General features: G+C 74.0%; 16 protein-coding genes and 1 pseudogene. 12 read left to right on the top strand and 5 right to left on the bottom strand.

Annotation, left to right across the window (positions count from 1 at the left end):
* A pseudogene (locus AB0O11_RS12175) lies at window positions 1-410 on the top strand (GTP cyclohydrolase); the annotation flags it as partial.
* A 187-nt stretch (window positions 411-597) separates the two neighbouring features.
* On the opposite strand, the gene AB0O11_RS12170 reads toward AB0O11_RS12175, so the two are convergent.
* From AB0O11_RS12170 to AB0O11_RS12160, 3 genes are all read right to left on the bottom strand, one after another.
* Window positions 598-3,720: a hypothetical protein gene (locus AB0O11_RS12170; protein ID WP_363384678.1), complete on the bottom strand. Its 3,123-nt coding sequence runs from the start codon at window positions 3,718-3,720 to the stop codon at window positions 598-600.
* A gap of 703 nt (window positions 3,721-4,423) precedes the next feature.
* On the bottom strand, window positions 4,424-6,541 hold the full coding sequence (locus AB0O11_RS12165; protein ID WP_363384675.1) for an EAL domain-containing protein: 2,118 nt from the start codon (window positions 6,539-6,541) through the stop codon (window positions 4,424-4,426).
* Between the two features lie 100 nt (window positions 6,542-6,641).
* The gene (locus tag AB0O11_RS12160; protein WP_363384672.1) at window positions 6,642-7,448 is read right to left on the bottom strand and encodes an SAM-dependent methyltransferase; all 807 of its coding nucleotides are present in this window, start codon (window positions 7,446-7,448) and stop codon (window positions 6,642-6,644) included.
* Between the two features lie 250 nt (window positions 7,449-7,698).
* On the opposite strand from AB0O11_RS12160, the gene AB0O11_RS12155 reads away from it, so the two are divergent.
* From AB0O11_RS12155 to AB0O11_RS12125, 7 genes are all read left to right on the top strand, one after another.
* Window positions 7,699-8,157, top strand: coding sequence for an SRPBCC family protein (locus AB0O11_RS12155; protein ID WP_363384669.1), 459 nt, complete (start codon window positions 7,699-7,701; stop codon window positions 8,155-8,157).
* A complete protein-coding gene (locus tag AB0O11_RS12150) occupies window positions 8,154-9,389 on the top strand; it encodes an aminotransferase class I/II-fold pyridoxal phosphate-dependent enzyme (RefSeq protein WP_363384666.1) in 1,236 nt (411 codons plus the stop codon). The genes AB0O11_RS12155 and AB0O11_RS12150 overlap by 4 nt, the downstream gene beginning before the upstream one ends.
* Before the next feature lie 263 nt (window positions 9,390-9,652).
* The gene (gene egtA, locus AB0O11_RS12145; protein WP_363384663.1) at window positions 9,653-10,960 is read left to right on the top strand and encodes an ergothioneine biosynthesis glutamate--cysteine ligase EgtA; all 1,308 of its coding nucleotides are present in this window, start codon (window positions 9,653-9,655) and stop codon (window positions 10,958-10,960) included.
* Window positions 10,957-12,372, top strand: coding sequence for an ergothioneine biosynthesis protein EgtB (egtB, locus tag AB0O11_RS12140; RefSeq protein WP_363384661.1), 1,416 nt, complete (start codon window positions 10,957-10,959; stop codon window positions 12,370-12,372). The genes egtA and egtB overlap by 4 nt, the downstream gene beginning before the upstream one ends.
* Window positions 12,372-13,121 carry an ergothioneine biosynthesis protein EgtC gene (egtC, locus tag AB0O11_RS12135; protein ID WP_363384658.1) on the top strand — a complete coding sequence of 250 codons (750 nt, stop codon included), beginning with the start codon at window positions 12,372-12,374 and terminating at the stop codon, window positions 13,119-13,121. Before egtB ends, egtC begins: the two co-directional genes overlap by 1 nt.
* A gap of 44 nt (window positions 13,122-13,165) precedes the next feature.
* Window positions 13,166-14,137: an L-histidine N(alpha)-methyltransferase gene (gene egtD / locus AB0O11_RS12130; RefSeq protein ID WP_363384655.1), complete on the top strand. Its 972-nt coding sequence runs from the start codon at window positions 13,166-13,168 to the stop codon at window positions 14,135-14,137.
* A gap of 146 nt (window positions 14,138-14,283) precedes the next feature.
* Window positions 14,284-15,708: a sugar porter family MFS transporter gene (locus AB0O11_RS12125; protein WP_363384652.1), complete on the top strand. Its 1,425-nt coding sequence runs from the start codon at window positions 14,284-14,286 to the stop codon at window positions 15,706-15,708.
* Between the two features lie 245 nt (window positions 15,709-15,953).
* Here the strand turns inward: AB0O11_RS12125 and AB0O11_RS12120 are convergent, their stop codons facing one another.
* Entirely contained in the window at window positions 15,954-16,598 is a 645-nt protein-coding gene (locus AB0O11_RS12120) for a TetR/AcrR family transcriptional regulator C-terminal domain-containing protein (protein ID WP_363384650.1), read from the bottom strand.
* 172 nt (window positions 16,599-16,770) lie between these two features.
* Between AB0O11_RS12120 and AB0O11_RS12115 the strand changes: the two genes are divergently transcribed.
* The 4 genes from AB0O11_RS12115 (at window position 16,771) to AB0O11_RS12100 (ending at window position 21,685) form a co-directional block, all read left to right on the top strand.
* The gene (locus tag AB0O11_RS12115; RefSeq protein ID WP_363384647.1) at window positions 16,771-17,934 is read left to right on the top strand and encodes an acyl-CoA dehydrogenase family protein; all 1,164 of its coding nucleotides are present in this window, start codon (window positions 16,771-16,773) and stop codon (window positions 17,932-17,934) included.
* 59 nt (window positions 17,935-17,993) lie between these two features.
* Window positions 17,994-19,193 (top strand): acetyl-CoA C-acyltransferase, encoded by a 1,200-nt coding sequence (locus AB0O11_RS12110; protein ID WP_363384645.1) that lies wholly within the window; start codon window positions 17,994-17,996, stop codon window positions 19,191-19,193.
* Between the two features lie 154 nt (window positions 19,194-19,347).
* Window positions 19,348-20,106, top strand: a complete 759-nt coding sequence (gene fabG / locus AB0O11_RS12105; RefSeq protein WP_363384642.1) for a 3-oxoacyl-ACP reductase FabG — start codon at window positions 19,348-19,350, stop codon at window positions 20,104-20,106.
* Between the two features lie 208 nt (window positions 20,107-20,314).
* Window positions 20,315-21,685, top strand: coding sequence for a S53 family peptidase (locus AB0O11_RS12100; RefSeq protein ID WP_363384639.1), 1,371 nt, complete (start codon window positions 20,315-20,317; stop codon window positions 21,683-21,685).
* 156 nt (window positions 21,686-21,841) lie between these two features.
* Here AB0O11_RS12100 and AB0O11_RS12095 read toward each other — a convergent pair whose 3' ends face one another.
* Window positions 21,842-24,331, bottom strand: a complete 2,490-nt coding sequence (locus AB0O11_RS12095; RefSeq protein WP_363384637.1) for a hypothetical protein — start codon at window positions 24,329-24,331, stop codon at window positions 21,842-21,844.
* Between the last annotated feature and the right edge of the window lie 133 nt (window positions 24,332-24,464).

Here is a 24,464-nt window from a genome sequence, read left to right as displayed (position 1 = left end):
GGACTGTACTTCGAGGGACGTCCCACGTGGATCTTCACCTTCCTGGACCAACGAGATCCATTCTCAGGTGTGTCCACACCGCGGGGGTCACCTCACTCTACAACAAGCTGGACGCCTACGCCCTCCAGGACTCCGACCTGGACACGTACGACGCCAACACCGCGCTGGGCCTGCCCGAGGACGGCCGGGACTACACCGCGGCCGCCCAGATGCTCACCGCGCTCGGCACCACCGGCATCGACCTGCTGAGCAACAACCCGGACAAGGCGGCGCAGCTGGCCGAGCTGGGGATCGTCGTGCGGCACCGGGTGCCGACGGGCGTGCACCTGTCGGCGAGCAACGTCCGCTACCTGCGGGCGAAGGTGGAGCGGACGGGGCACTCCATCGAACTCTCCCGGCTGGTCGGCTGAGCGGGTCGGACGGGCGGCAGCGGACAGCCGACGGAGTTCCGGCGACGGACGACAGATAACAGCTGACAGATTTCGAAATCTGTCAGCTGTTATCTGTCAGCTGTCGCCCGCCAGCCGTCAGCCGCCAGCCGTCAGCCGTCAGCCGTCAGCCGTCAGCCGTTCGCGGCTACCCGTCAGCGGCCATCCGTCACCTGTGCCCCGCCCGCCCCCGGACCGTCCGCAGTCCCGCGTACGCCGCCAGCGGCAGGACCACCAGCAGCGCGGCCCAGAAGGCCCCGTGGCCCCACAGCCCCGCGATCGCCCGGAACGGCCCCTCGAACACCGGAATCCGCAGTGCCTCGACCGGCCCCAGCGGCCCGGGCCACGCGCCCAGGAACAGGGTGGCCGGCACCCAGAGCGCGAACAGCCCCCGGGCGGTGGCCGGCGTCCCCAGGGTGCTCACCAGCGACACCACCGCCAGCAGCAGGACGAACCCGGCCTGGTAGGCCGCACCGGTCTGCCCCGCCCCCCAGGAGCCGGGCGTCCGGTGCACCCCGGTGGCCGCGAGCCGCACCTCGACCGCCGCCCACAGCAGCAGCACCAGCACCGCCGTCGTCCCGAGCGCGAACCGCACCCGGTCGCGCGTGCCCGCACCGCCCGGCCGCCACTGCCCGGACGGCGCGCTCCACACCCGCTCCGCAGCGGTGGCCCCGGACGACCGCGCCGCACTCCGCGCGTCCAGCCGCCGCCACGCCTCCCGGACCTGCTTGCGGGCCTCATGAGCGGGCTTCAGCAGCCGGTTGGACGCCCGTTCGATCAGCATGAGCGAGACCACGATCGCCACCACCGCCGCGACGCCGGCCCAGCTCCCCATCCCGCCCTCGAACACGACCACCCGGTTGGCCACCGACTGCGGCGTCTCCAGCGCCGTCATCGGCGGACCGAGCCGCAGGTAGCCGATGGCCAGGGCCCCGGCCCCGGTCAGCAGCGCCGTGCCGATGCCCAGCCGGGCGGGGAAGAAGGCGATCACGGCGGCCGCGACGAGCCCCGCACCGAGCTGCCCGACCACCTGCCGGGCCGCATGGTCGCCGGCCTTCCGCAGGTGGCCGCCGAATGCACCGGCGGGCGAGATGTCGAGCTTCTCCCCCGCCTCGATCGGATAGCGGAGCACCGCCCCCGCCCACAGCAGCAACCCGAAGGCGAGGAGCAGCAGCAGGACCGCCCCGGCCCGGCGCGGAAGGCTGGTGCGGGCGTGCGGCCACCAGGCAGCCAGCCGGCCCCGCCAGTCCACCGGCGGCCGCCGGCGCCGGTTGCGCCACAGCCGGGTCAGCCGTCCTTCCCGGCGCACCCCGGCCTCCGGCTCGGGCCGCTCGGGCCGTCCCCGTCCACGCCTCCGCAGGGCCTCCGCCGCGACCAGGGCCGCCCGGCCGGCCGGCTGCGCCGGGTCGGCGCCCACCGCCCGGCGCCGCAGCGCGGACCAACGGCGCCGCACCACGTCCCGGGGAGTGGCCGCGGCCGGGTCGGGCGCCGGCCTGCGGGCCACCGTCCGTACGGCGGTGCGGGCGCCCGCGTCCACCGCCAGCGCGCCGTCCACCATCGTGGCGGCCACCACGGCCGCGAGCTCCGACACCCGCTCGGGCAGCGGCAGCCGGTGCAGTGCGGCGGGCAGCGGCGAGAGCCGGCCGAGCAACCGCGCACGCTCCTCGGGCCGGATGCTCAGCCAGACCGCCTGCCGGTGCGCCTCCTCGCGCTCCTCCGGGCTGAGTCCGTCGCCGCCGCGCCGGCCGCCGCCGACGGTGCGGGCCAACCGGTCCACCTCGGCCAGCACCTCCGGCAGTCCGGCCAGCGCGAGCAGCCGTGAGCAGTGCTCGCCCGCGCACTCGAGGTGGAAGCAGTCGTAGCGGGCGACCACGGTCGGCGCCCCGCCCCGGACCAGTTCGTCGATGAACTCGGCGCCGTCCGGTTCGGAGACGACGCGTTCCAGCCCGGTGGTGTCGATCGGACGGTCGCGGTAGTGCGGGACGGCGCCCGGGGCGAAGGCCGCGCCCAGGGCGAGCACCGCGACCGCCGCCACGGACTCGCGCCGGGAGCCGGGCGCCCGGGCCACGTCGGAGAGGTAGTGCAGGTCGAAGACGGTGTCCTCGACCTCGTCCCGCAGCCAGTCGCGCACCCGTTCCGCTCCCCCGGTGGAGAGCCAGCGGGCCGCCGCGCCGGAGTTCTTGAGCAGCGCCTCGGTGAGCCGGACCGGGTCGGTGAACGGGTTGCCGAGGAAGGTGACCGGCCGATGCGCCCGGGCCTGCGCCTGCGGCCGGCGGCGGATCACCTCGGGGGCGCCACCGGCCAGCCAGCTCCGGACCTGCGACGCGGTCCAGCGGTCCTCCGGCTTCTTGGTGAACAGCCCTTGGAGGAGCAGCAGTTGGCGCGGGTCACGGACGGCGCCGAGGTCCACCTCCTCGCCCATGACCAGTTCCAGCTCCAGCTCCTGGTCGGCCGGGCGCTCGCCGTCCGCGCCGACGAAGCGTGGGCGGCCGACGAACAGCTCGTACAGCACGTTGCCCAGCCCCCACCAGGGACCGGCCTGGTGGTTCTTGCCGGCCAGCTGCTCGGGGGCCATGTAGGCGACGGTGACCATCATCGCGGAGGTGAACCGGCGGCTGTCGGTGAGCCGGTCGACGCCGCCGAAGTCGGCGATCACGAACTCCCCGGACCCGCTGCCGGGGCGCACCAGGATGTTGGCGGGCTTGAAGTCCAGCGGATTGCGCCTGATCCGCTGCTGCCAGAAGTCGAGCAGGGCGACGAGCTCGTAGACGATCTGCTCGGTGGTCCGCCGGTCGCCGTGCCCGCCCGCCCGCCACAGCTCGGCGACGTGCGCGGCGAGGGTGACCGGCAGGTACTCCATGGCCACCCAGTCGACCTGGGCGCCGTGGTGGCGGACCCGGCCGAAGTCGATCAGATGCGGGACGTGCCGGCGGAAGCCGTCGTTGCGCAGGTGTGCGAGCAGGTCGTGGTCCATCGGCTGACCGGCGACTGCCACCTTGACGGCCGCGTCGCCGCCGCCGTCGGTGCGCCGGACGTACCAGACGGTGCCCTCGGAGCCGGCCCCGGCCCGGCCCAGCGGGATGAAGCGGTTCCGCAGGGCGTCCGGGAAGGTGCCCTCGAACGATCCGTCGGCGCCCGGGACGTCACCGAACCCGCCTTCGGGGCCGCCCGACCCGCCACCCGCTGCTCCGCCCGGACCACCGCCCGGAGCGGGGCCGCCGGGCCCGATGCCGTCCTGCCAGGAGGGCGTGCCGGCCCCGGTTCCCGACCGGGGCCGGACGACCTCGGTCACCGCCTCCGAATCGGCGCCTCCCGGATGCCCCGGGTACCCCGGTCGGTCCGGCCGACCCGGCCGGACCTCCGTCCGGGCGTGCGGGTCGTACCGTGGTTCGGCATCCGGCTTCCGGCGGGTGGCAGCCTCCGGGTCGTACCGCGGCTCGACGCCGGATATCCGCCGCGTCGCGGCCTCCGGATCGAAGCGCGGCGGGGTGGCGGGCGCCCGGCGGGTCGCGGCCTGCGGGTCCACCCGGGTCGACGGGACGGCCCCGAGCCGGGACGACCGGTCCGGGGCGGCGTCGGAGCCTCGCCAACGCCCACGGGACCACCGCTCCACCCTGCTCCGCGGCGGATTCCCCGGCTCGGCTCCGGCGGCCGACCTGGACCTCGGCCCGCGCCGATCGCCCTCGGCCGGGTCCGCGTCCTCCGTCGTGCCCATGCGACGCTCCCCTCCCCCGCAACCCGGACCGGCGCGGGGCCGTGGGCGTGGACGCACCGGTGCCGGGGTGGTGAATTCGACGCGCCATCATCCCGCATGGCGGGCAGGGGTGTCGGGCGCTTTTCCGGATCAGGACCGACCCACCGCAGGACCGGTACCGAAGCACCCGTCCGCAACGGGGAACCGGCGCCGTCGACGCCGCAACGGGTACGGTGCCGCCCGCACGCAGCCGCACCGCAGCTGCACCGCAGTCGGCGGGCAGCCGGCCCGCAGCGGGCTCTCAGCGCTCCTCGACCGGGCGCCCGTTCGGCTCCTCCACGATCCGCCGGGCGATCTCGTCCGGCCGCACCGGACGCCCGAAGTGCCAGCCCTGTGCCCAGTCGCAGCCCAGCGTCCGCAGCCGCTCGGCGTCCCGGTGGGTCTCCACGCCCTCGGCGGTGACGTTCAGCCCGAGCGCGTGCGCCATCGACACCAGTCCGCTGACGATCCGCCACCCGGTGGACTCGTCCTTCCCCGGTTCGTGCAGGTCGCCGACGAAGGAACCGGCGATCTTCAGCCCGGAGACCGGCAGGTCGCGCAGGTAGGCGAGGTTGGACCAGCCGGTGCCGAAGTCGTCCACGGCCAGCGACACCCCGAGGTCGACCAGCCCGTGCAGGGTGCGCAGCGCCTCGTCCTCGGGCCCGACCACGGTCGACTCGGTGATCTCCAGCTGCAGCCGGGCCGGGTCCAGTCCGGTGCTGTCGAGGATCCGGCCGAGGTCGCTGACCAGGGCGGCACTGCGCGCCTGCCGGACCGCCAGATTGACGTTGAGCTGCGGAGCGGCGTCGCCGTACCGCTTGATCCAGTCCGAGGCCTGGCCGCAGGCCTGCTCCAGCACCCAGCGGCCGAGCGGCATGATCAGCCCGGTCTCCTCGGCGGTGGTGACGAACTCGTCCGGGCCGAGCACCCCGAGCTGCGGGTGGCGCCAGCGCACCAGCGCCTCCACGGCGGCCAGCCTGCCGTCCGCGAGGCGGTAGAGCGGCTGGTAGTCGATGAAGAACTCGCCGCGGTCGAGGGCCGCGGGCATCCGCACCGACACCGCGTAGCGGCTGACCGCCCGGGCGTTCTCCTTGGGGTCGAACAGGGTCCAGCGGCCGCGGCCGGCCTCCTTGGCGCGGTACAGCGTCAGGTCGGCGGCGCGGACGGCGGCGCCCGGGGTGGTGGTGGACACCCGCCGCTCCAGCACGCCGACGCTGGCGCCGACGGCGAGCTTGTGGTCTCCGATCAGCACCGGCCCGGCCAGCGCCTTGAGCACGGTCTTCGCAGCGGCCACGGCCTCCTGCTCGCCCCGGCACTTCTCCAGCAGGACGACGAATTCGTCGCCGCCGAGCCGGGCCACCAGGTGGCCGAGCGGGCTGAGGGCGGCCTTCAGCCGGGCGGCGACGGCGGCCAGCAGCTGGTCGCCCATGTCGTGGCCGAGGCTGTCGTTGACCACCTTGAAACCGTCGAGGTCGACGTAGCAGAGGCCGAAGCGGGCGCCCGGCTCGGGCTCCTCGAACAGCTTCTCCAACCGCTCGAAGAAGGCCGCGCGGTTGGGCAGGCCGGTCAGCGGGTCGTGGGTGGCCTGGTGGCGCAGCCGCTCCTGGAGCCGGTAGCGGTCGGTGACGTCCTCCAGCATCGCGACCTGGTACTGCGGGGAGCCGTCGTCGTCGCGGATCAGCGAGACGGTCAGGTGGGTCCAGACCACCTCGCCGTCCTGACGGTAGTACGGCTTGTCGAACTGGAAGTAGTCCCGCTTGCCGCTGATCAGCTCCTCGTACGCCTCCCACACGCCCGGGGTGTCCTCGGGGTGCACGAGGTCGCCGACCCGACGGCCGATCATGTCCTCCGGGCCTGCGCCGAACAGCCCCTGGAGGGCCTTGTTGACCGCCATGATGTTGCCGTCGGTGTCGCCGATGCCGATGCCGATCGCGGCGCTCTCGAACAGTGCCCGGAACCGGGCCTCGGAGGCGCGCAGCGCCCGCTCGGCCTCCTTGCGGGCGGCGTCGGCGGCGGTGCGGATGGCCTCCTGCTCGGTCAGCGTGCGTTCGCGCAGGGCGGCCGCCCAGCCGGCCGCGAAGGCACCGGTCAGCGCCGGGCCGCGGTCGTCGTGGACGGGCTGAGCCTGGAGCAGCTCGACCGCCCGGGCCAGCAGCGCCGGGTCGGTGAAGTGGGCGTCGACCAGTTCGGCGCCGGCCTGCGCGGCCAGCCGCGGCTCGAACGGCTCGTCCTCCTGGGCACGGTGCAGCAGCGCGGCGGTGCGCGCGACCAGCCGGCCGAGCAGGCCGGGGTGGACGGCGATGCCGTGGTCGGCGGAGAGCAGCCGGGCCCACTCCTCGTGGAACCGCTCCGCGTTGCCGCGCACCGGGGTGGTACTCATCTGCTGAACCTGGTTCCTCTGCTGTGCGCGCCGGTTGCGGCGGGCCCGGCGGCCGCCGCGCGGGGCGTACGGCCGTCGGTGCCTCGTCCGTCGCGTCCGATCAAGGGCGGAACCCCACGCCCGCCACCCCGGTCATCCGCTCGGGGTGCTCGCCGACCGTACCGGGCTGGTCCGGGCGCCACAGCGGCAGGTAGACCACGCCCGGCTCGACCAGCTCGAAGCCGGAGAACATCGCGGTGATCTGCTCGTGGGTGCGCATGGTCAGCGGGGTCGGCGTCCGCTGGTAGAGCTTCTGGTGGTCCTCGGCCTGGTCCGGGCGGCCCTCCAGCGAGGCGTGCGAGAGCACCAGCGCGCTGCCGGGCGGGAGGGCGTCGCGGATCACACCGATCAGCTTCCACGGGTCCTCTTCGTCGCTGACGAAGTGGGCGACGGCGACCAGCAGCACGCCCACCGGCTCGCCGGCCGCCAGCAGCTCGGCGACCTCGGGACGGGCCAGCAGGTCGGCGGCGTCGCGCAGGTCGGACTGGACGACGGCGCTGCCGGGGTCGTCCTCCAGCAGCAGGCGGCTGTGCGCGACGGCGACCGGGTCGCGGTCCACGTAGACGACCGTCGCCTCGGGGCGGATCGCGCGGGCGATCTCGTGCACCGCGCCGAAGGTCGGGATGCCGGAGCCGATGTCCAGGAAGCGGGTGACGCCCTGCTCGGCGAGGAAGGTCACGGCCCGGCGCAGGAAAGCGCGGTTGGAGCGCATGATCTGCGGCAGCTCCGGCCACAGGGCGATCGCCTTGCGGGCCATCTCCCGGTCGACCTCGAAGTTGTGCGAGCCCCCCAGGTAGTAGTCGTAGACCCGCGCGGCGTTCGGTTTGTCCAGGTCCGTACCCTCCGGTACCCAGCTCGGTCGCCGCATGCCTGTGACTCCTTCACTCCGGTTCTGGGGTTGCAGCGCCTCGGGGGATGCTGCCGTGACTGATGAGACTACAAGCACGGAAGATCCTCCCCTGCACCCCGAACGGGTGCAAGCGGAGTGCACTCTTCCTGACGGGCGGGCGTTTCCGGAACATTCACTTCCGGTTCAGGGTCGGGCCGCAGAACAACTTGGCAACGGTCCGACAGCGTTCGCCCCTCTGCCCGACCGGGCCGGAATAGGGTGAGGAGCCGTGGACCCCAACCACTACCGATTCCGGGGCGTCTGGCGGCTCGCCGCTCCGGCACCCGCCGTCTACACGGCGCTGGAGGACCTGCGGAGCTATCCGCTGTGGTGGCCGGAGGTCCGCGAGGTCCGGCCGACCGGCGACGACTCCGGGGACATGGTGGTGCGCGCGCTGCTGCCGTACCGACTGGCGATCGGTCTGGTGGCGAGTCGGCGCGACCCGGTCGCCGGGGTGCTGGAGGTGGCCATGCGGGGCGATCTGGACGGGTGGTCGCGGTTCACGGTGACGCCGGACGGGTCGGGCGGCACGGACAGCCGGGTGCTCTTCGAGGAGGACGCCCGGCCCGGCAAGCCCCTGTTGCGCCGGCTCGCCCTGCCGCTGCACCCGCTGTTCCGGGCCAACCACGCGGTGATGATGCTCCGTGGACAGCGGGGGCTCGCGGCATACCTGGCGGCGAACAGATGACGGACGACAGTTTTCAGCGAACAGATGACAGATTTCGAAATCTGTCATCTGTTCGCGACGCCTCCGCCCCCGCGCCCGCCGACGCCCCCGACTCCGACTCCGGCTTCGGCTTCGGCTTTGACGCCCCCTTCGACCGCACCGGCACCGGCAGCAGCAAGTGGGCCCGCGCGAACGCCCCCGGGGTGATCCCGATGGGCCTCGCCGACATGGACCTGCCCGGCCCGCCCTCCGTCGCCGAGGCACTGGAGCGGCGCGCCCGCCACCGCGCGTACGGCTACACGGTGTGCGACCCGGCCGGCCGCACGCTGGTGGCCGACTGGTACCGGGCCCGGCACGGCGCCGCGGTGGACCCGGACTGGGTCCTGCTGCTGCCCTGCGGCCCTCGCACCGCACTGCGCATCCTGCTGGAGACCGTACGGCCGCAGGCCCCCGTGCTCTTCCCCACCCCCGAGTGGGGCGGCTTCGCCCAACTCTGCCGCGCGGCCGGCCTCCCGTACCGCGAACTGCCGCTGCACCTGGGCCCGGGCGGCTACCGGCTCCCGCGCGGCCCGCTCCCCCGCCCCACCGGCCCCGTGCTGCTGAGCAACCCCCACAACCCCTCCGGCACGGTGTGGTCGGCCGGCGCGGTGCGCGGTCTCGCCGCGCGAGCGGCCGAGAACGGTGCGCTGCTGGTCTCGGACGAGGTGCACGGCGACCTCACCCACCCCGGCCGGGCCCACCCCGTCGCCGTCACCACCGTCGACCCGGCGCACCGGCACCTGGCCGTCACCCTCAACTCCGTCGGCAAGACCTTCAACTGCTCCGGCATTCCCAGCAGTTTCGCCCTCGTCCCCGACCCCGGACTGCGGGTCCGGCTCACCGAGGCGCTGGCCGGCTACGGACTCTGGGAGGGCGGCCTGCTGGAGCAGACCGTACAGCAGGCGGCGCTGCGCGAGGGCGCCCCCTGGCTGGACGCGCTGCTCGCCCACCTGGCCTCCGCCCGCACCCGGCTGACCGACCGGCTCGGGCTCGCCGTCCGCTCCGCCCCGCAGGCCTCCTACCTGCTCTGGCTGGACGCCGCCGCTCTCGGCCTGCCGCCCGCCGACGCCCGCCGGGAACTGGTGGAGCGCTGCGGCCTGGAGGCCTCCGACGGCGCCGAGTTCGGCCCTGGCGGCCGGGGTTCGCTACGGCTGAACTACGCCCTGCCGGGGCCGGTGCTGGCGACCGTCCTGGAACGGCTGGAACGCCTGTGACCCCGGCACATGCCCCGGCGGGATCCACCTCGCGCCCCGCCCGCCGGCCGCCCGGCAATCCCGGTCTCACCCATTTGCCGCACCGCTGACCTGCAAGAACGAACGTTCACACGATTTTTGCGGGGCGCCCCGGCATGCTCCGTAGCAGACTGGGCAAGGTAGACCGGGCCGCAATCGTGATCCCGAGGATGGTGAGTCCGGTGATACCGGTATCCCGCACCACTCCGCCCGACCGGCAGAGCACGCCGCTACCCCCGCCGGGGGTGACCCCGCTGACCGAATCGGGGGCGCGCAGCCACGTGTCGGGCGTCTGTTTCAAGATCGGACCGCCCCGCCTGGTGGGTGTGGAGGTCGAGTGGTTCGTCCATGACGATCGATGTCCCTCCCGGCCCGTACGGCCGGAACTGCTCCACGCCGCGCTGGAGTCGCTGCCCCTCGGCGGCCCGGACGGCACCTCGCTCCCCTCCGGTTCGCGTCTCACGCTCGAACCCGGCGGACAGGTAGAGCTCAGCTCCCCGCCCGCCACCGGCCTCCTGGCCTGCGTCGAGGACACTCGCCGCGATCTGACCGCCCTGCGGGCCGCCTTCGCGACGCAGGGCCTGCGACTCACCGGCACCGGGACGGACCCGCTGGCCCGCCCCCGACGGATGGTGCTGGACCACCCCCGCTACCTCGCGATGGAGAGCTTCTTCGACTCCGCCGGGCCCTGGGGCCGGATCATGATGACCGGTACCGCGTCGGTGCAGGTGTGCCTGGACGCCGGCGACGCGCAGGGCCCGCACGCGATGGAGCGCCGCTGGCGACTGGCCCACCGACTGGGCCCGGTGCTGGTCGCCGCCTTCGCCAACTCCCCTGTGCTGGACGGCAGTCCGACCGGTCATCGGTCCACCCGGCAGACCGTCTGGTCCCGGATGGACCCGACCCGCACGCTCGCCCCGGAGCCGGACCACGGCGACCCGCGCGAGGCCTGGGCGCAGTACGTGCTGGACGCCCGAGTGCTGTGCGTGCGACGGCCCGAGGGCCTGCCCTGGACGGCCCCGGCCGGGCTGACCTTCCGTGACTGGATCCGCGGTGCGGGCGAACGCCCGCCCACGCTCGACGACTTGGACTACCACCGCACCACCCTCTTCCCGCCGGTACGCCCGCGCGGCCACCTGGAGCTGCGGATGATCGACGCCCAGCCCGGGGACGGCTGGGTGGTGGCCACCGCGCTGGTCACCGCGCTGCTGGACGACCCGGTGGCCGCCGACGCCGCGCTGGCCGCGCTGGAGCCGCTGGACGCCTTCGATCGACCGGAGGGGGCGGGCAGCCCGCGCCCGCCGCGCAGCGAGGTCTGGCGCCGCGCCGCCACCCTGGCCATGGCCGACCCCGAGCTGCGCCGGGCCGCCCTCACCTGCTTCGCCGCCGCCGACGCCGCGCTGGGCCGCCTTCCCGGCGCCGAGGGGCTGCGCACCGCCGTTGCCGAGTTCGCCGAGCGCTACCCCGCGCGCGGCCGCTGCCCGGCCGACGACCAGCTGGACGCCCTGCGCTCCGGCACCCGACGCACTCCCCCGGAGGAGGCCGCCCCATGACCCACGTCCGACCCCACGGGGGCACCGAGGCAGGCAGCACGGGCCGCACCGGCGCCACTGACGCCATCGCCGCCCCCGACGCCATCGCCGCCCCCGACGCCACCAGCACCGAGGCGCTGCGCGAGAGCATCGCCGCCGAACTGCTGGCCGCCCGCGCCCGGACCGCCGCACTGACCGACTGCGTCGACGACGGCGACCTCACCGCCCAGCACTCCCCGTTGATGTCCCCGCTGGTCTGGGACCTCGCGCACATCGGCAACCAGGAGGAGCTCTGGCTGCTGCGCAACGTCGGCGGCCGCGACCCGATGCACCCCGAGATCGACCCGCTGTACGACGCCTTCCAGCACCCGCGCGCCGAGCGCCCCACCCTGCCGCTGCTGCCGCCCGCCGAGGCCCGCGCGTACGCCCACGAGGTGCGCGGCCGGGTGCTGGACCTGCTGGCCGCCAGCCCGCTGGAGGGCGCGCCGCTGCTGGAGGCCGGGTTCGCGTTCGGGATGATCGCCCAGCACGAGCAGCAGCACGACGAGACGATGCTGATCACCCACCAACTCCGCAGGGGCGAGCCGGCCCTGGCGGCGCCCGCGCCGCCGCCCGCGCCCACGGACGCGGCCACCCTCCCCTCCGAAGTCCTCATTCCCGCAGGCCCGTTCACCATGGGTACGGACACCGAGCCGTGGGCGCTGGACAACGAGCGCCCGGCGCACGCCGTCGACCTGCCGGCCTTCGTGCTGGACACCACCCCGGTCACCAACGCCGCCTACCAGCGCTTCATCGCGGACGGCGGCTACGACGACCCGCGCTGGTGGACGCCGGAAGGCTGGGAGCACCGGCAGCATGCCGGCCTGACCGCCCCCCTGTTCTGGCGCCACCAGGACGGCCAGTGGCTGCGCCGGCGCTTCGGAGCGGTGGAACCGGTCGTTCCGAACGAGCCGGTGCTGCACGTCAGCTGGTACGAGGCCGACGCGTACGCCCGGTGGGCCGGACGGCGGCTGCCGACGGAGGCCGAGTGGGAGAAGGCGGCCCGGCACGACCCGGCCACCGACCGCTCCCGCCGCTATCCCTGGGGCGACGGTCCGCCCGGCCCCGAGCACGCCAACCTCGGCCAGCGCCACCTGCGCCCGGCCGGGGCCGGGAGCTACCCGAAGGGCCAGTCCCCGTACGGCGTCCGCCAGTTGATCGGCGACGTGTGGGAGTGGACGGCCAGCGACTTCCGCCCCTACCCGGGCTTCCGGGCCTGGCCGTACCAGGAGTACTCGGAGGTGTTCTTCGGCCCCGAGTACAAGGTGCTGCGCGGCGGCTGCTTCGCGGTGGCCCCGGTGGCCTGCCGGGGCACCTTCCGCAACTGGGACTATCCGATCCGGCGGCAGATCTTCGCCGGCTTCCGTACCGCGCGCGACGCGGAGGCGGCCTGATGTGTCGTCATATCGCTTACCTGGGAGAGCCGGTGGCGCCCCAGGAGCTGCTGGTGCACCCGCCGTGCGGGCTGTACCGGCAGTCCTGGGCACCCCGGGTCCAGCAGTACGGCACGGTCAACGCGGACGGCTTCGGCCTCGGCTGGTACGCGGACGGCGACGAGGTGCCCGCCCGCTACCGCCGGACCGGGCCGATCTGGGCGGACGAGACCTTCGCCGACCTCGCCCGGGTGGTCCGCACCCGGGCGCTGCTGGCCGCCGTCCGCTCCGCCACCGAGGGCTGCGCGCCGGGCGAGGGCGCGGCTGCGCCGTTCGCCGCCGAGCGCTGGCTGTTCAGCCACAACGGCGCGGTGGCCGGCTGGCCCGGCAAGTTGGACGCGCTGGCCGCCCTGCTCCCCCCGGCCGATCTGCTGGACCTGGAGGCGCGCACCGACTCGGCGCTGCTGTGGGCGCTCGCCCTGCACCGGCTGCGGGCCGGCGCCGGGCTGGGCGAGGCGCTGGCGGGCACCGTCGCGGACGTCACCGCGCACACCACCGGGCGGCTCAACCTGCTGCTCACCGACGGCGCCGCGATCACCGCGACGACCTGGGGCGACACCCTGTACCACCGCACCCTGCCGGGCCTCGGCACGGTGGTGGCCTCCGAACCGTACGACGACGCGCCGGGCTGGACGCCCGTCCCGGACGGTTCGCTGCTGCTGGTGGACTCACGCGGCGTCACCGTGCGCCGCCTCCCCGGCCGTGACTGATCCCCACTCTCCCTTCATCTTCTGAACAGAGGAACCACCCTGTCATGGACACCTTCGATCTCACCCGACTACTGCCCGCCGACCACTTCAGCACCGCGCTGCGCCACGACGTGCAGCACGGGCTGACCGCGCAGCCCAAGTGGCTGCCGCCGAAATGGTTCTACGACGCGCGCGGCAGCGAACTGTTCGAGGAGATCACCCGACTGCCCGAGTACTACCCGACCCGCGCGGAGCGGGACATCCTGACCGCCCGGGCCGGCGAGATCGCCGCGGCCACGGGGGCCCGCACCCTGGTCGAGCTGGGCTCCGGCTCCTCCGAGAAGACCCGGCTGCTGCTGGACGCCCTGCGCACGCTCGGCGCGCTGGAGACGTACGTCCCGGTGGACGTCAGCGAGAGCGCGCTGACCGCGGCCGGCACCGCGCTCGCCGCCGAGTACCCCGGGCTCGCGGTGCGCGGCGTGCTCGCCGACTTCACCGCCCGGCTCGGCCTGCCCCCGGAGGGCGGCCCGCGGCTGGTCGCCTTCCTCGGCGGCACCCTCGGCAACCTGCTGCCCCCGGAGCGCGCGGCCTTCCTGCGCGGCCTGCGCGCCGCCCTCGACCCGGGCGACTTCCTGCTGCTCGGCACCGACCTGGTCAAGGACCCCGCGGTGCTGGTCGCCGCCTACGACGACGGTGCCGGGGTGACCGCCGAGTTCAACCGGAACGTGCTGAACGTGCTCAACCGCGAACTGGGCGCCGACTTCGATCCGGACGCCTTCGAGCACGTCGCGCTCTGGGACGCCGAGCAGGAGTGGATCGAGATGCGGCTGCGCTCACTGCGCACGCAGACCGTGAAGATCCCGGCCCTGGACCTGCCGGTGCACTTCGCCCGGGGCGAGGAGCTGCGCACCGAGGTGTCGGCCAAGTTCCGCCGGGAGCGGGTGGCCGGGGAGCTGGCGGCAGCCGGGCTGCGGCTGAGCCACTGGTGGACCGACCCGGAAGGCCGGTTCGGACTCTCGCTCGCCTCGCCGGCCTGACCGGCACACCCTCGGGCGGCTCAATTTGCTTGTTCACCTTACGAATTCTCAGAGCGAAACTTGAGGGTCCTGATGTACAAGACTTAAACGAATAGGGGTTACGATCTCGGCTACCGAGCTCAGCGTTGAGTACCAGGAGTCAGATCGTGAGCGTCACCCAGAAGCCCTCCGGGGCGGTCGAGGCCCCCGTGCCCGGCCGCCTCGGCTTCGTCGTCTTCATCACCGCAGCAGCGGCCCTCGGCGGCTTCCTGTTCGGCTACGACAGCTCCGTGATCAACGGCGCCGTCTCCGGGATCCAGGAGAAGTTCGGCGTCGGAAGCGGCGTGACCGGCCTGATCGTGTCCTCCGCCCTGCTGGGCTCGGCGATCGGCGCAGCGCTGGCCGGACGGTTCGCCGACCGGTACGGCCGCATCAAGGTCATGAAGGCGGGCGCGCTGCTGTTCGCGATCAGCGCGGTCGGCTCGATGCTCCCGTTCTCCGCCTGGGACCTCGCGCTGTGGCGCGTCCTCGGCGGCGCGGCCATCGGCATCGCCTCGGTGATCGCCCCGACCTACATCGCCGAGGTCGCGCCGACCAAGTACCGGGGCCGGCTGGCCTCCTTCCAGCAGGCCGCGATCGTGCTCGGCATCGCGATATCCCAGCTGATCAACTGGCTGCTGGCGCAGGCCGCCGGCGGCGAGACCCGCGGCCACCTGCTCGGCCTGGAGGCCTGGCAGTGGATGCTCGGCATCTGCGTCGTCCCGGCCGCGGTCTACTTCGTGCTCTCCTCGGTCATCCCCGAGTCCCCGCGCTACCTGATCCAGGCCGAGCGACTGGACGAAGCCCGCAAGGTGCTCGCCGAGGTCGAGGGCGAGGGCGTGGACGCCGACGCCCGGATCGCCGAGATCCGGACACTGATCGCCTCCGACCACCGCCCGCGCTTCCGCGACCTGCTCGGCGGCCGGTTCGGCCTGCTCCCGATCGTCTGGGTCGGCATCGGCCTGTCGGTCTTCCAGCAGCTGGTCGGCATCAACGTGATCTTCTACTACTCGTCGATCCTGTGGCAGTCGGTCGGCATCGACCAGAGCAACTCGCTGCTGATCAGCTTCGTCGGCTCGGTGATCAACATCCTCGGCACCGTGATCGCGATCGTGCTGGTCGACCGCATCGGCCGCAAGCCGCTCGCCCTGATCGGCTCGGTCGGCATGGCGGTCGCGCTCGGCACCGCCGGCTGGGCCTTCTCCTCGGCCACCGGCAGCGGGGACAACCTCACCCTCCCCGACCTCCAGGGCACCGTCGCCCTGGTCGCCGCCAACGCCTTCGTGCTGTTCTTCGCGATGTCCTGGGGCGTGGTCGTCTGGGTGATGCTCGGCGAGATGTTCCCGAACCGGATCCGCGCCGCCGCCCTCTCCGTCGCCGCCTCCGCGCAGTGGATCGCGAACTGGGTGATCACCGTCTCGTTCCCGTCCATGTCGCGCTGGAACCTGTCGGCGACCTACCTGGTCTACGCCGCCTTCGCGGCGCTGTCCATCCTCTTCGTGGCGAAGTTCATGAAGGAGACCAAGGGCGTCCGGCTGGAGGACATGGGCTGATCCGCCCGTCGGACTCCCGGCCCCCGCACCCCGTCGCGATCAGCACGGAGGCGCGGGGGCCGAGTCGTTTCCGCAGGGCCGTCGAGCTCACGGAGCGCACGCCGTTCCGGCGGGGTTCAGGGCCGTCGGACCTCACTTCAGGAGCGCCGGGCAGCACCCTCGGCGCCACTGGGCATCGCGCCTCAGGGGCGCCGGGCATCGCCTCAGGGGCGTCGGGCATCGCGTCGGGGCCGCCGGGCATCGCCTCAGGGCCGCTCGGCGAGCCGGGCGTAGCGCAGGGCGAGCCCGTCGAGCAGCGCCTCCAGCCCGGTCTCGAAAGCGCCCTCGTCCACCGCCCCCCGGTGCCCGGCCAGCCGGTGCGCCTCGCCGAGGTGCGGGTAGTCGGCCGCGTCGTAGACCTCGGCGTCCGCCGGGAAGCCGGCCGCGAAGGAGGCGAGCGCCGAGCCGGTGACGAAGTAGCGCATCAGTGCGCCGATCCTGGTCGCCTGGCCGCGCGGCCACCCGGACTCGACCAGGTGGCCGAAGACGGCGTCGGCCAGCCGCAGCGCGTTCGGCCGCCGCCCGGGGCCCTGGGCGAGCACCGGGACGATGTTGGGGTGGGCGGCCAGCGCGGCGCGGTAGGAGCGGGCCCAGTCGCGCAGCGCCTCCGGCCAAGGGGTCCCGGCGGCCTTGAACATCGACAGGTCGACCTCGCCGATGACGCTGTCCACCACCGCGTCCAGCAGGTCGTCCTTGGTGGCGAAGTGGTTGTAGAGCGAGGGCCCGCTGACCGACAGCTCGGTGGCGAGTCGGCGGGTGGAGAGGGCGTCCAGCCCCTCGTCGTCGATCAGCCGCAGCGCGGCGGCGACGATGCGCTCGCGGCTGAGCAGCGGGGTGCGTGGACGGGCCATCGCGGCGGGTTCCTCCGGTTCCTCCGGTCGGGTGTGCTGGGGACCGATTCTGGCAGGTGCCCCTTCCCAGCGCGGGCCGGGCGGGGCTACAGTCCAGCCATAAAACTTGCAGCGCTAGTTTAATGGGTCGGCCCCAGACGCCGGACATTGGACGCCGGATTCGGGAGCCGCCGTGAACCTGGAGTTGTCCGAGGAGCAGAGCGCCGTCCGGGACCTCGCCGCCTCCTTCACCGACCGCGAGGTCGTGCCGCACGCCGCCGAGTGGGACCGCGCCGAGTCCGTCGACCGCGCGATCATCGGCAAGCTGGCGAAGGTCGGCTTCCTCGGGCTGACCATCCCGGAGGAGTACGGCGGCAGCGGCGGCGACCACCTCGCGTACTGCCTCGTCCTGGAGGAGCTCGGGCGCGGCGACTCGGCCGTACGCGGGATCGTCTCGGTCTCGCTCGGCCTGGTCGGCAAGTCGGTCAACGCCTTCGGCACCGAGGAGCAGAAGCGGCACTGGCTGCCCCGGCTCACCTCGGGCGAGGCCCTCGGCTGCTTCGCGCTCACCGAGCCCGGCACCGGATCGGACGCCGCCAACCTCACCACCCGGGCCGTCCGGGACGGCGACAACTGGCTGATCAGCGGCGCCAAGACGTTCATCACCAACGGCACCTGGGCCGACGTCGCCCTGGTCTTCGCCCGCACCGGCGGCGACGGACCCGACCGGCAGGGCCACCGGGGCATCACCGCGTTCCTGGTCCCCACCGACCTGCCCGGCTTCACCCGCACCGGGATCCACGGCAAGCTCGGCCTGCGCGGCCAGGCCACCGCCGGACTCTCCTTCGAGAACGTCCGGGTGCCCGACAGCGCCCGGCTCGGCGAGGTCGGCAAGGGGTTCACGGTGGCCATGGCCGCGCTGGCCAAGGGCCGGATGTCGGTGGCGGCCGGCTGCGTCGGCATCGCCCGGGCCTGTCTGGAGGCCGCCGTCCGCTACGCCGGCGAGCGCGAGCAGTTCGGCAAGCCGATCGCCTCGCACCAGCTCGTCCAGGAGCTGCTGGCCGGCATCGCCGTGGACGTCGAGGCGGCCCGGCTGCTCACCTGGAAGGTCGCCGACCACATCGAGCGCGGCCTGCCGTTCGCCACCGAGTCCTCCATCGCCAAGCTGTACGCCAGTGAGGCCGCCGTCCGGGCCGCCAACAACGCGCTCCAGGTCTTCGGCGGCTACGGGTTCATCGACGAGTACCCGGTCGGCAAGTACCTGCGCGACGCGCGGGTGATGACCCTCTACGAGGGCACCAGCCAGATCCACCAGCTGCTCATCGGACGCGCCCTCACCGGCGTCAACGCCTTCTGACTCCGCCACCAGCACCCCGCCCACCAGCACTCCCGCCACCCGACAAGGAGCCCGACGACGTGCGTCCCGTCTACTTCGCCGCCGCCCGCCGCACACCCATCGGCCGGCTGCGCGGCGCGCTCGCCACGGTCCGCCCGGACGACCTCTCGGCCACCGTGCTGCGCGCCCTGCTCGCCGACGTACCTTCGCTCGACCCGGCCCGGATCGACGACGTCTACTGGGGCGCCGCCAACCAGGCCGGCGAGGACAACCGCAACGCCGCCCGGATGGCCGTCCTGCTGGCCGGCCTGCCGGAGACCGTCCCCGGAGCCACCGTCAACCGGCTCTGCGCCTCCGGTCTGGAGGCCGTCACCCTCGCCGCCCGGGCCATCGGCTCCGGCGAGGCGGACGTGGTGCTGGCCGGCGGCTGCGAGTCGATGACCCGCGCCCCCTTCGTCCTCCCCCGCCCCGACGAGGCGCTGCCGCACCGGATGGAGACCTTCGACACCCGGCTCGGCTGGCGGCTCACCAATCCGCGGATGGCCGAACTGCACGGCGTGCTCAGCATGGGCGAGACGGCCGAGGAGGTGGCCACCCGGTACGGCATCGGCCGGGAGCGCCAGGACGCCTTCGCCCTGCGCAGCCACCAGCGGGCCGGCGCCGCCCGCAAGGACGGGCACTTCGACGCCGAACTCGTCCCGGTCGAGCGGCCGGACGGGGTGACGGTGAGCCGGGACGAGGGCATCCGCGAGGACACCAGCCTGGCGAAGCTCGCCGGCCTCAAGCCGGTGTTCCGGCCCGGGGGCACGGTCACCGCCGGGAACGCCTCGCCGATGAACGACGGCGCGGCCGGGCTGGTCCTGGTCAGCGAGGAGGCGCTGCGCGACCTCGGGCTCCGGCCGCTCGGCCGGTACGTGGCCGGTGCCTCGGCCGGGGTGCACCCGGACGTCATGGGCATCGGCCCGGTCCCGGCCACGGCGAAGGTGCTCGCACGGGCCGGCTGGTCGCTCGCCGACCTGGACACCGCCGAGCTGAACGAGGCCTTCGCGGCCCAGGCGCTCGCCTCCGCCGACGGCATCGGGTTCAGCCCGGAGCAGGCCGAGGAGGTGGTCAACCCCAGCGGCGGGGCGATCGCGCTCGGCCACCCCCTGGGCGGCTCCGGTGCCCGCATCCTCACCACCCTGCTGCACCGGATGCGCCGCACCGGCGCCCGGCGCGGGCTGGCCACCATGTGTGTGGGTGTGGGGCAGGGTACGGCCGTGCTGGTCGAGAACGTCTGACAAACCGGCGGCGGCGGGTGGCTGATGACGGAGGACGGCGAACGGAAGACAGATGACAGATGACAGATGATGAAAGCTGTCATCTGTTCGCCGTCGGATGTCGGCCGTCGCCTGCCGCTCGTCGCCTGTTGATCCAAACTTCCAAGGAGTTCACATGACACGGTTCGCTGGGAAGGTCGCCGTGGTGACCGGCGCGGCGCAGGGCATCGGGGCGGCCACCGCCCGCCGACTGGCGGAGGAGGGCGCGGCGGTCGCCGTCGTCGACCTCACCTCCGAGCGGGCGGCCGGAACGGTCGCCGAGATCACCGCCAAGGGCGGCACCGCCCGGGCGTACGGCTGCGACGTGGCCGACTACGACGCCGTGGAGGCGGTGTTCGCGCAGGTCGCGGCGGACCTCGGCGGAGTGCACATCCTGGTCAACAACGCCGGGATCACCCGGGACAACCTGTTCTTCAAGATGCCGAAGTCCGACTGGGACGCGGTGCTGACGGTCAACCTGACCAGCGCGTACAACTGCAGCCACGTCGCCCAGAAGTACATGGTGGCGCAGAAGTACGGGAAGATCGTCTCGCTCAGCTCGCGCTCCGCGCTCGGCAACCGGGGCCAGGCCAACTACGCGGCCGCCAAGGCCGGCATCCAGGGCCTCACCGCGACCCTGGCGATCGAGCTCGGGCCGTTCAACATCAACGTCAACGCCGTCGCGCCCGGGTACATCGCCACCGCGATGACCGCGGCCACCGCCGAACGGGTCGGCAGCAGCGCCGAGGACCACCAGGCCGAGGTCGCCGCCCGGACGCCGCTGCGCCGGGTCGGGCAGCCGGAGGAGATCGCCTCGGTCGTCGCCTTCCTGGCCAGCGAGGAGGCCTCGTACGTCAGCGGGCAGACGCTGTACGTCAACGGCGGGGCGCGCTAGCACCGCCCTGACGTGTCATCACCGAATCGTCCCAGGCGGGAGGTTACCTTCCCCTGGGACGACCTTTACCTTTTCGCGTGGCCGAGCATGACCATGGCCTTGGCCAGGTGACCCCACCAAATGACTATGGCATGATCATGCGGCTCTCGATGGGATGGCCGGACCGACCCGACCGAGCCGCGTCGGGCCCTGCGCCCCAAGGAGCCCCATGGGCAGCCCCGCCACCCTCCGCCGCGCCCTGGCCCTGCTCGCCGTGGGGGCCACCGCCCTCACGGCCGGCACCGTCGCCGTGCCGACCGCCGGCAGCGCGACCGCCGCCCCCGCGCACGACCTCGCAGGCGTCCACGTCCGCCCCGCCTCCTCCGGGCACCACAACGCCCAGGGCCGCGTCGCCCCGCTGAGCACCACCCAGTGCGTCAGCCAGATCGGCATCCACTGCTACTCGCCGCTCCAGTACCGGACCGCCTACAACCTGAACCCGCTGTACCAGGAGGGCATCACCGGCAAGGGCCGCACGATCGTCATCGTCGACTCCTTCGGCTCGCCGACCATCCAGCACGACCTGGAGGTCTTCGACAAGCAGTGGGGCATCCCGGACACCAACGTCGAGGTGGTCAAGTGGGGCAACGTCCCCGCCTTCGACCCGAAGAACCCCGACCACACCGGCTGGGCCGGCGAGACCACCCTGGACGTCGAGTACGCCCACGCGATCGCCCCCGACGCGCACATCATCCTGGTCGAGACCGGCGTCGCCGAGACCGAGGGCACCACCGGCCTGCCCGAGATGATGGACGCCGAGAAGAGCCTCATCAAGCAGGACCGGGCCGACGTCATCTCGCAGAGCTTCGGCGCCACCGAGAACACCTTCCCGGGCTACGACAAGGGCGACTTCAAGTCGCTCACCGACCTGCGGTACGCCTTCCAGGCCGCCGCCGACCACAACGTGACCGTGCTCGCCGCCTCCGGCGACAACGGCGCCACCGACGCCAAGGAGAACGGCACCGACCTGTACCCGTACAAGGTCAACTCCTGGCCGTCGTCGGACCCGCTGGTCACCTCCATCGGCGGCACCCAGCTCACCCTGGACGACTCCGGCAAGCGCACCGCGCCCGACAAGGTGTGGCACGACAAGTCCGGCGCCGGCGGCGGAGGCGTCTCGGGCATCTTCGAGCGCCCGTGGTACCAGGCCGGCGTCGCCGACGTCACCGGCAACCATCGCGGCACCCCGGACATCAGCATGAGCGCGGCCGTGGACGGCGCCGCCTGGACCTACGAGTCCTACGACCCGACCTCGGTCGGCTGGCACCTCACCGGCGGCACCAGCGAGGCCACCCCGCTGTTCTCGGGCGTCGTCGCACTCGCCGACCAGCTCGCCGGCCACCGCCTCGGTCAGCTCAACTGGCGCCTGTACGGCCTGAACCTGCTGCCGGGCAAGTGGAGCGGCATCGTGGACGTGAAGCAGGGCGACAACGGCTGGGACGGCGTCACCGGCTACAACGCCACCGAGGGCTACGACCTCGCCAGCGGTCTGGGCACCATCGACGGCGCGACGTTCGTGCACGCGATCGCCGGTCGGTGAGCGGGGCGGCCCGCCGGACAGCCCGTGACAGGTAACAAATGACAGCGAACAGCTGACAGATTTCGAAATCTGTCAGCTGTTCGCTGTTTTCTGTCTTCTGTTTTCTGTGATCCGTCCGCCGTCTGCTGTTCCCCGCCGGCGTTCGGCCGTCTGCCGTCAGCCGGTGGCGGCCAGCTGGGCGAGGTAGCGCTCGGCGGCACGGAGCTTGCGGCCGTCGGGGCCCGGGAGGTAGGCGCGCAGTTCGATGATCTCCGGGGCGATCCGGATCGCCTCCGTACGGTCGGTGATCGCGCGCCAGCAGGCCTCGGCGTTGGTGGCCGCCCGCTGGGTCTCCGGGTGGTCCGGGCCCTGCGAACGCAGCAGCGTCAGCGCCACCTCGCGGTAGATGTCCGCGGCCTCGGCCGACCGGCCCGCGAGCCGGCAGACGTGCGCCCGGACCTGCCGGACCTGCAACACCGGCTCGGAGACGGCACCGTGCTCGGCGATCGCCTCCAGTTCCAGGGCGAAGGCCAGGTCGGTGGCGACGGCGTGGTCCCCCGCGTCGGCGCTACGGACGATCCGCCCGATGACCTCGCGATAGTCCGCGCGGGGCTGACCGGCCGCAGCGGCCTCGCCGGCCGGGGCTTCGCCAGAGGTACCGACCGGAGTGTCGGCCGAGGTGTCGCCGGGGGCGGGCGGCGCGTCGACGGGAACCTCGTCGGCCGCTCCTCCGCCCTGCGGCACGGTGTCGGCCGGCACCTCGTCGGCCGGCACCTCGTCAGCAGGTGCCGCGTCGGCAGGCGCCGCGTCGGCCGGAACGACGTCGGCGGGCGCCTCGCCGGTCGGCACCTCATCAGCCGGCACCTCGCCGGCCGGCGCCTCCCCAACGCGGGGCTGCTCAACGCGGGGCTGCTCGACAGGGTGCTGCTCGACGGGCGCCTCATCCGTCGGCACGGGCTCCACCGGGACGGCATCCCCGGGCTCCTCCGCGACCTCGGGGGCCTCCACGACCTCAGGCCCCTCCACGGCCTCGGACGCTTCCTCGGCCACCGGCTCCACCGGCGCCCCGACCGCCTCCACCGCAGCCTCGGCGCCCATCATGGCCTGCTCCTGCGGGAGTTCGGGCTCCGCGACGGCATCGTCCGCCGGTTCCGGCCCGGACTTGAGGAGCGTGACGCCCACCGGGGGCGCGCTGTCCTCGGGCACGGCGTCGGCCGGGGTCGGCTTGCGCAGGGTCACGCCCGGTGCCTCAGCGGCCTCGCCCGCCTTCAGCAGGCTGACCGGGCGGGCCGGCCGCGGCGGGGTGGGCGGCACGCCCGGCTTGACCAGGCTGACCGGACCGCCTGCGGCCACCGGGGAACCCGCGGGTGCGGCGGCCCCGGCGGACGGCGCGGGTGCCGCAGCCTGGGCCGGCACCGGCCACTCGGGGACGTCGCCCCGCGGCTCCGTCGGACGCGGCAGCGGCGGCGCCGGGGGCGGCGGCACGTCGGAGGGTGCGGCACCGGCGGCCGGCACCAACGGCACCTCGGCCGACGGGCCCTCGCCGCGACGGGCGGTGTTGCGGAAGACGGGGCGGTCCGGGGCGTGCGTGGCCAGGATGACCACGTCCGGCCGCAGCACCGAGTACACCTGCTGCCGCAGCTGCTCGGGCGCGAGCACCTCGCCCGCGCCGGGCCGGCCACCGTGCAGCGCCTCGATCAGCGCACGGGTGAAGGTGCCGATCTGCTCCGGGTCCGGGCTGACCACCGCCCACAGCGGGATGCCCTCGCTGAGCGGCGAGACGGTGCCCTGCAGGTACGGCCAGGCGTTCTGGTCGGCGCTCAGGTCGGCGATGACGAGGGTCTGCCACTCGGCCGGACGGTGGCTCAGCTCGGCGGCGATGGCCTGCCAGGGCAGGCCGTCCTGCTTGGCGTCGCGCAGGGTCAGCTGGAGCTGCCCGCCGCGTTTGTCGGCGACGACGTGGCCACCCAGGTGGATCAGCAGCGGTCCGGGGTGCCGGGAGGCGGCGCGCAGGTGGGCGAGGACGGTGTGCGGGTCACCGGCCCCGGGGAGGTGGACGGCGTCCACCGCGTCCGCGGCGAGGAGCACCTGCGGCGAGACGGCGGCGAGCATCGCCGAGAGGACCGGTGCCTGGGTCGGGCCGCCACGGCCCCAGGTGCGGCGGCCGGAGTTGCCGTACCCGCCCTCGACCACCAGGATCCGCCCGCGCGGCGCGGCACCGAGCCCACCCGCCCCCAGGCCGCCCGCGCCGACGGCGGCGGTGCTCGGCGCCGCGCTCTGGACCGGGAACGGCGGCGGGGTCGCCGAGGAGGCGGCTCCGGCGGCAGGCAGCCCGGTGAGGGTCCACCCGGTGGGCGGAACGGGCGGTGCGGCCGGGGGCGCGGGCGGCGGTGTGGGCGCCTGCCCGACCGACGGCACGCCGCCCTGCGCGCCCAACCCGGAGGCCGGCCCGGCACCCGACCCGGCACCCGGTACGGAAGCGGCGACCGGAGCGGGAACGGCCGGGGTCGCCGGGGGTGCCGGGGTCGCCGGGGGTGGCTCGTACAGCGCGGCGGGACCGGGCGGGTGCTCCTCGGCCGGGAGTCGCGGGGGCGGCGGTACGGCGTCCCAGGGACCCGGGTCGGCTGCCGGGTCGGGACCTCCGGAAACCGCTGTCGTCTCCGCCATCTCCTGGTCACCGCCCCGCCCCGCCGCTCCCGCGGCGTCTGATGCCCTTGCCTGCATGGTGCCTGCCACCACACTCCGTGCGCGCCACCCTACGAGATCCCGGCTCACCCGTTCCAGGCCGGGTGGCCGATCG

The organism is Kitasatospora sp. NPDC093102 (genome assembly GCF_040683915.1).
Taxonomy (GTDB): Bacteria; Actinomycetota; Actinomycetes; order Streptomycetales; family Streptomycetaceae; genus Kitasatospora.
Note: the sequence above shows the minus strand (reverse complement) of the source record. Positions and strands in the feature narration are given on the sequence as shown.

Excerpts from the sequence above, each read along its gene's own strand:
- AB0O11_RS12165 (WP_363384675.1), bottom strand. The coding sequence starts at position 6,541 with ATGAGTACCACCCCGGTGCGCGGCAACGCGGAGCGGTTCCACGAGGAG.
- AB0O11_RS12160 (WP_363384672.1), bottom strand. The coding sequence starts at position 7,448 with ATGCGGCGACCGAGCTGGGTACCGGAGGGTACGGACCTGGACAAACCG.
- AB0O11_RS12150 (WP_363384666.1), top strand. The coding sequence starts at position 8,154 with ATGACGGACGACAGTTTTCAGCGAACAGATGACAGATTTCGAAATCTG.
- egtB (WP_363384661.1), top strand. The coding sequence starts at position 10,957 with ATGACCCACGTCCGACCCCACGGGGGCACCGAGGCAGGCAGCACGGGC.
- egtC (WP_363384658.1), top strand. The coding sequence starts at position 12,372 with ATGTGTCGTCATATCGCTTACCTGGGAGAGCCGGTGGCGCCCCAGGAG.
- egtD (WP_363384655.1), top strand. The coding sequence starts at position 13,166 with ATGGACACCTTCGATCTCACCCGACTACTGCCCGCCGACCACTTCAGC.
- AB0O11_RS12120 (WP_363384650.1), bottom strand. The coding sequence starts at position 16,598 with ATGGCCCGTCCACGCACCCCGCTGCTCAGCCGCGAGCGCATCGTCGCC.
- fabG (WP_363384642.1), top strand. The coding sequence starts at position 19,348 with ATGACACGGTTCGCTGGGAAGGTCGCCGTGGTGACCGGCGCGGCGCAG.
- AB0O11_RS12100 (WP_363384639.1), top strand. The coding sequence starts at position 20,315 with ATGGGCAGCCCCGCCACCCTCCGCCGCGCCCTGGCCCTGCTCGCCGTG.
- AB0O11_RS12095 (WP_363384637.1), bottom strand. The coding sequence starts at position 24,331 with ATGGCGGAGACGACAGCGGTTTCCGGAGGTCCCGACCCGGCAGCCGAC.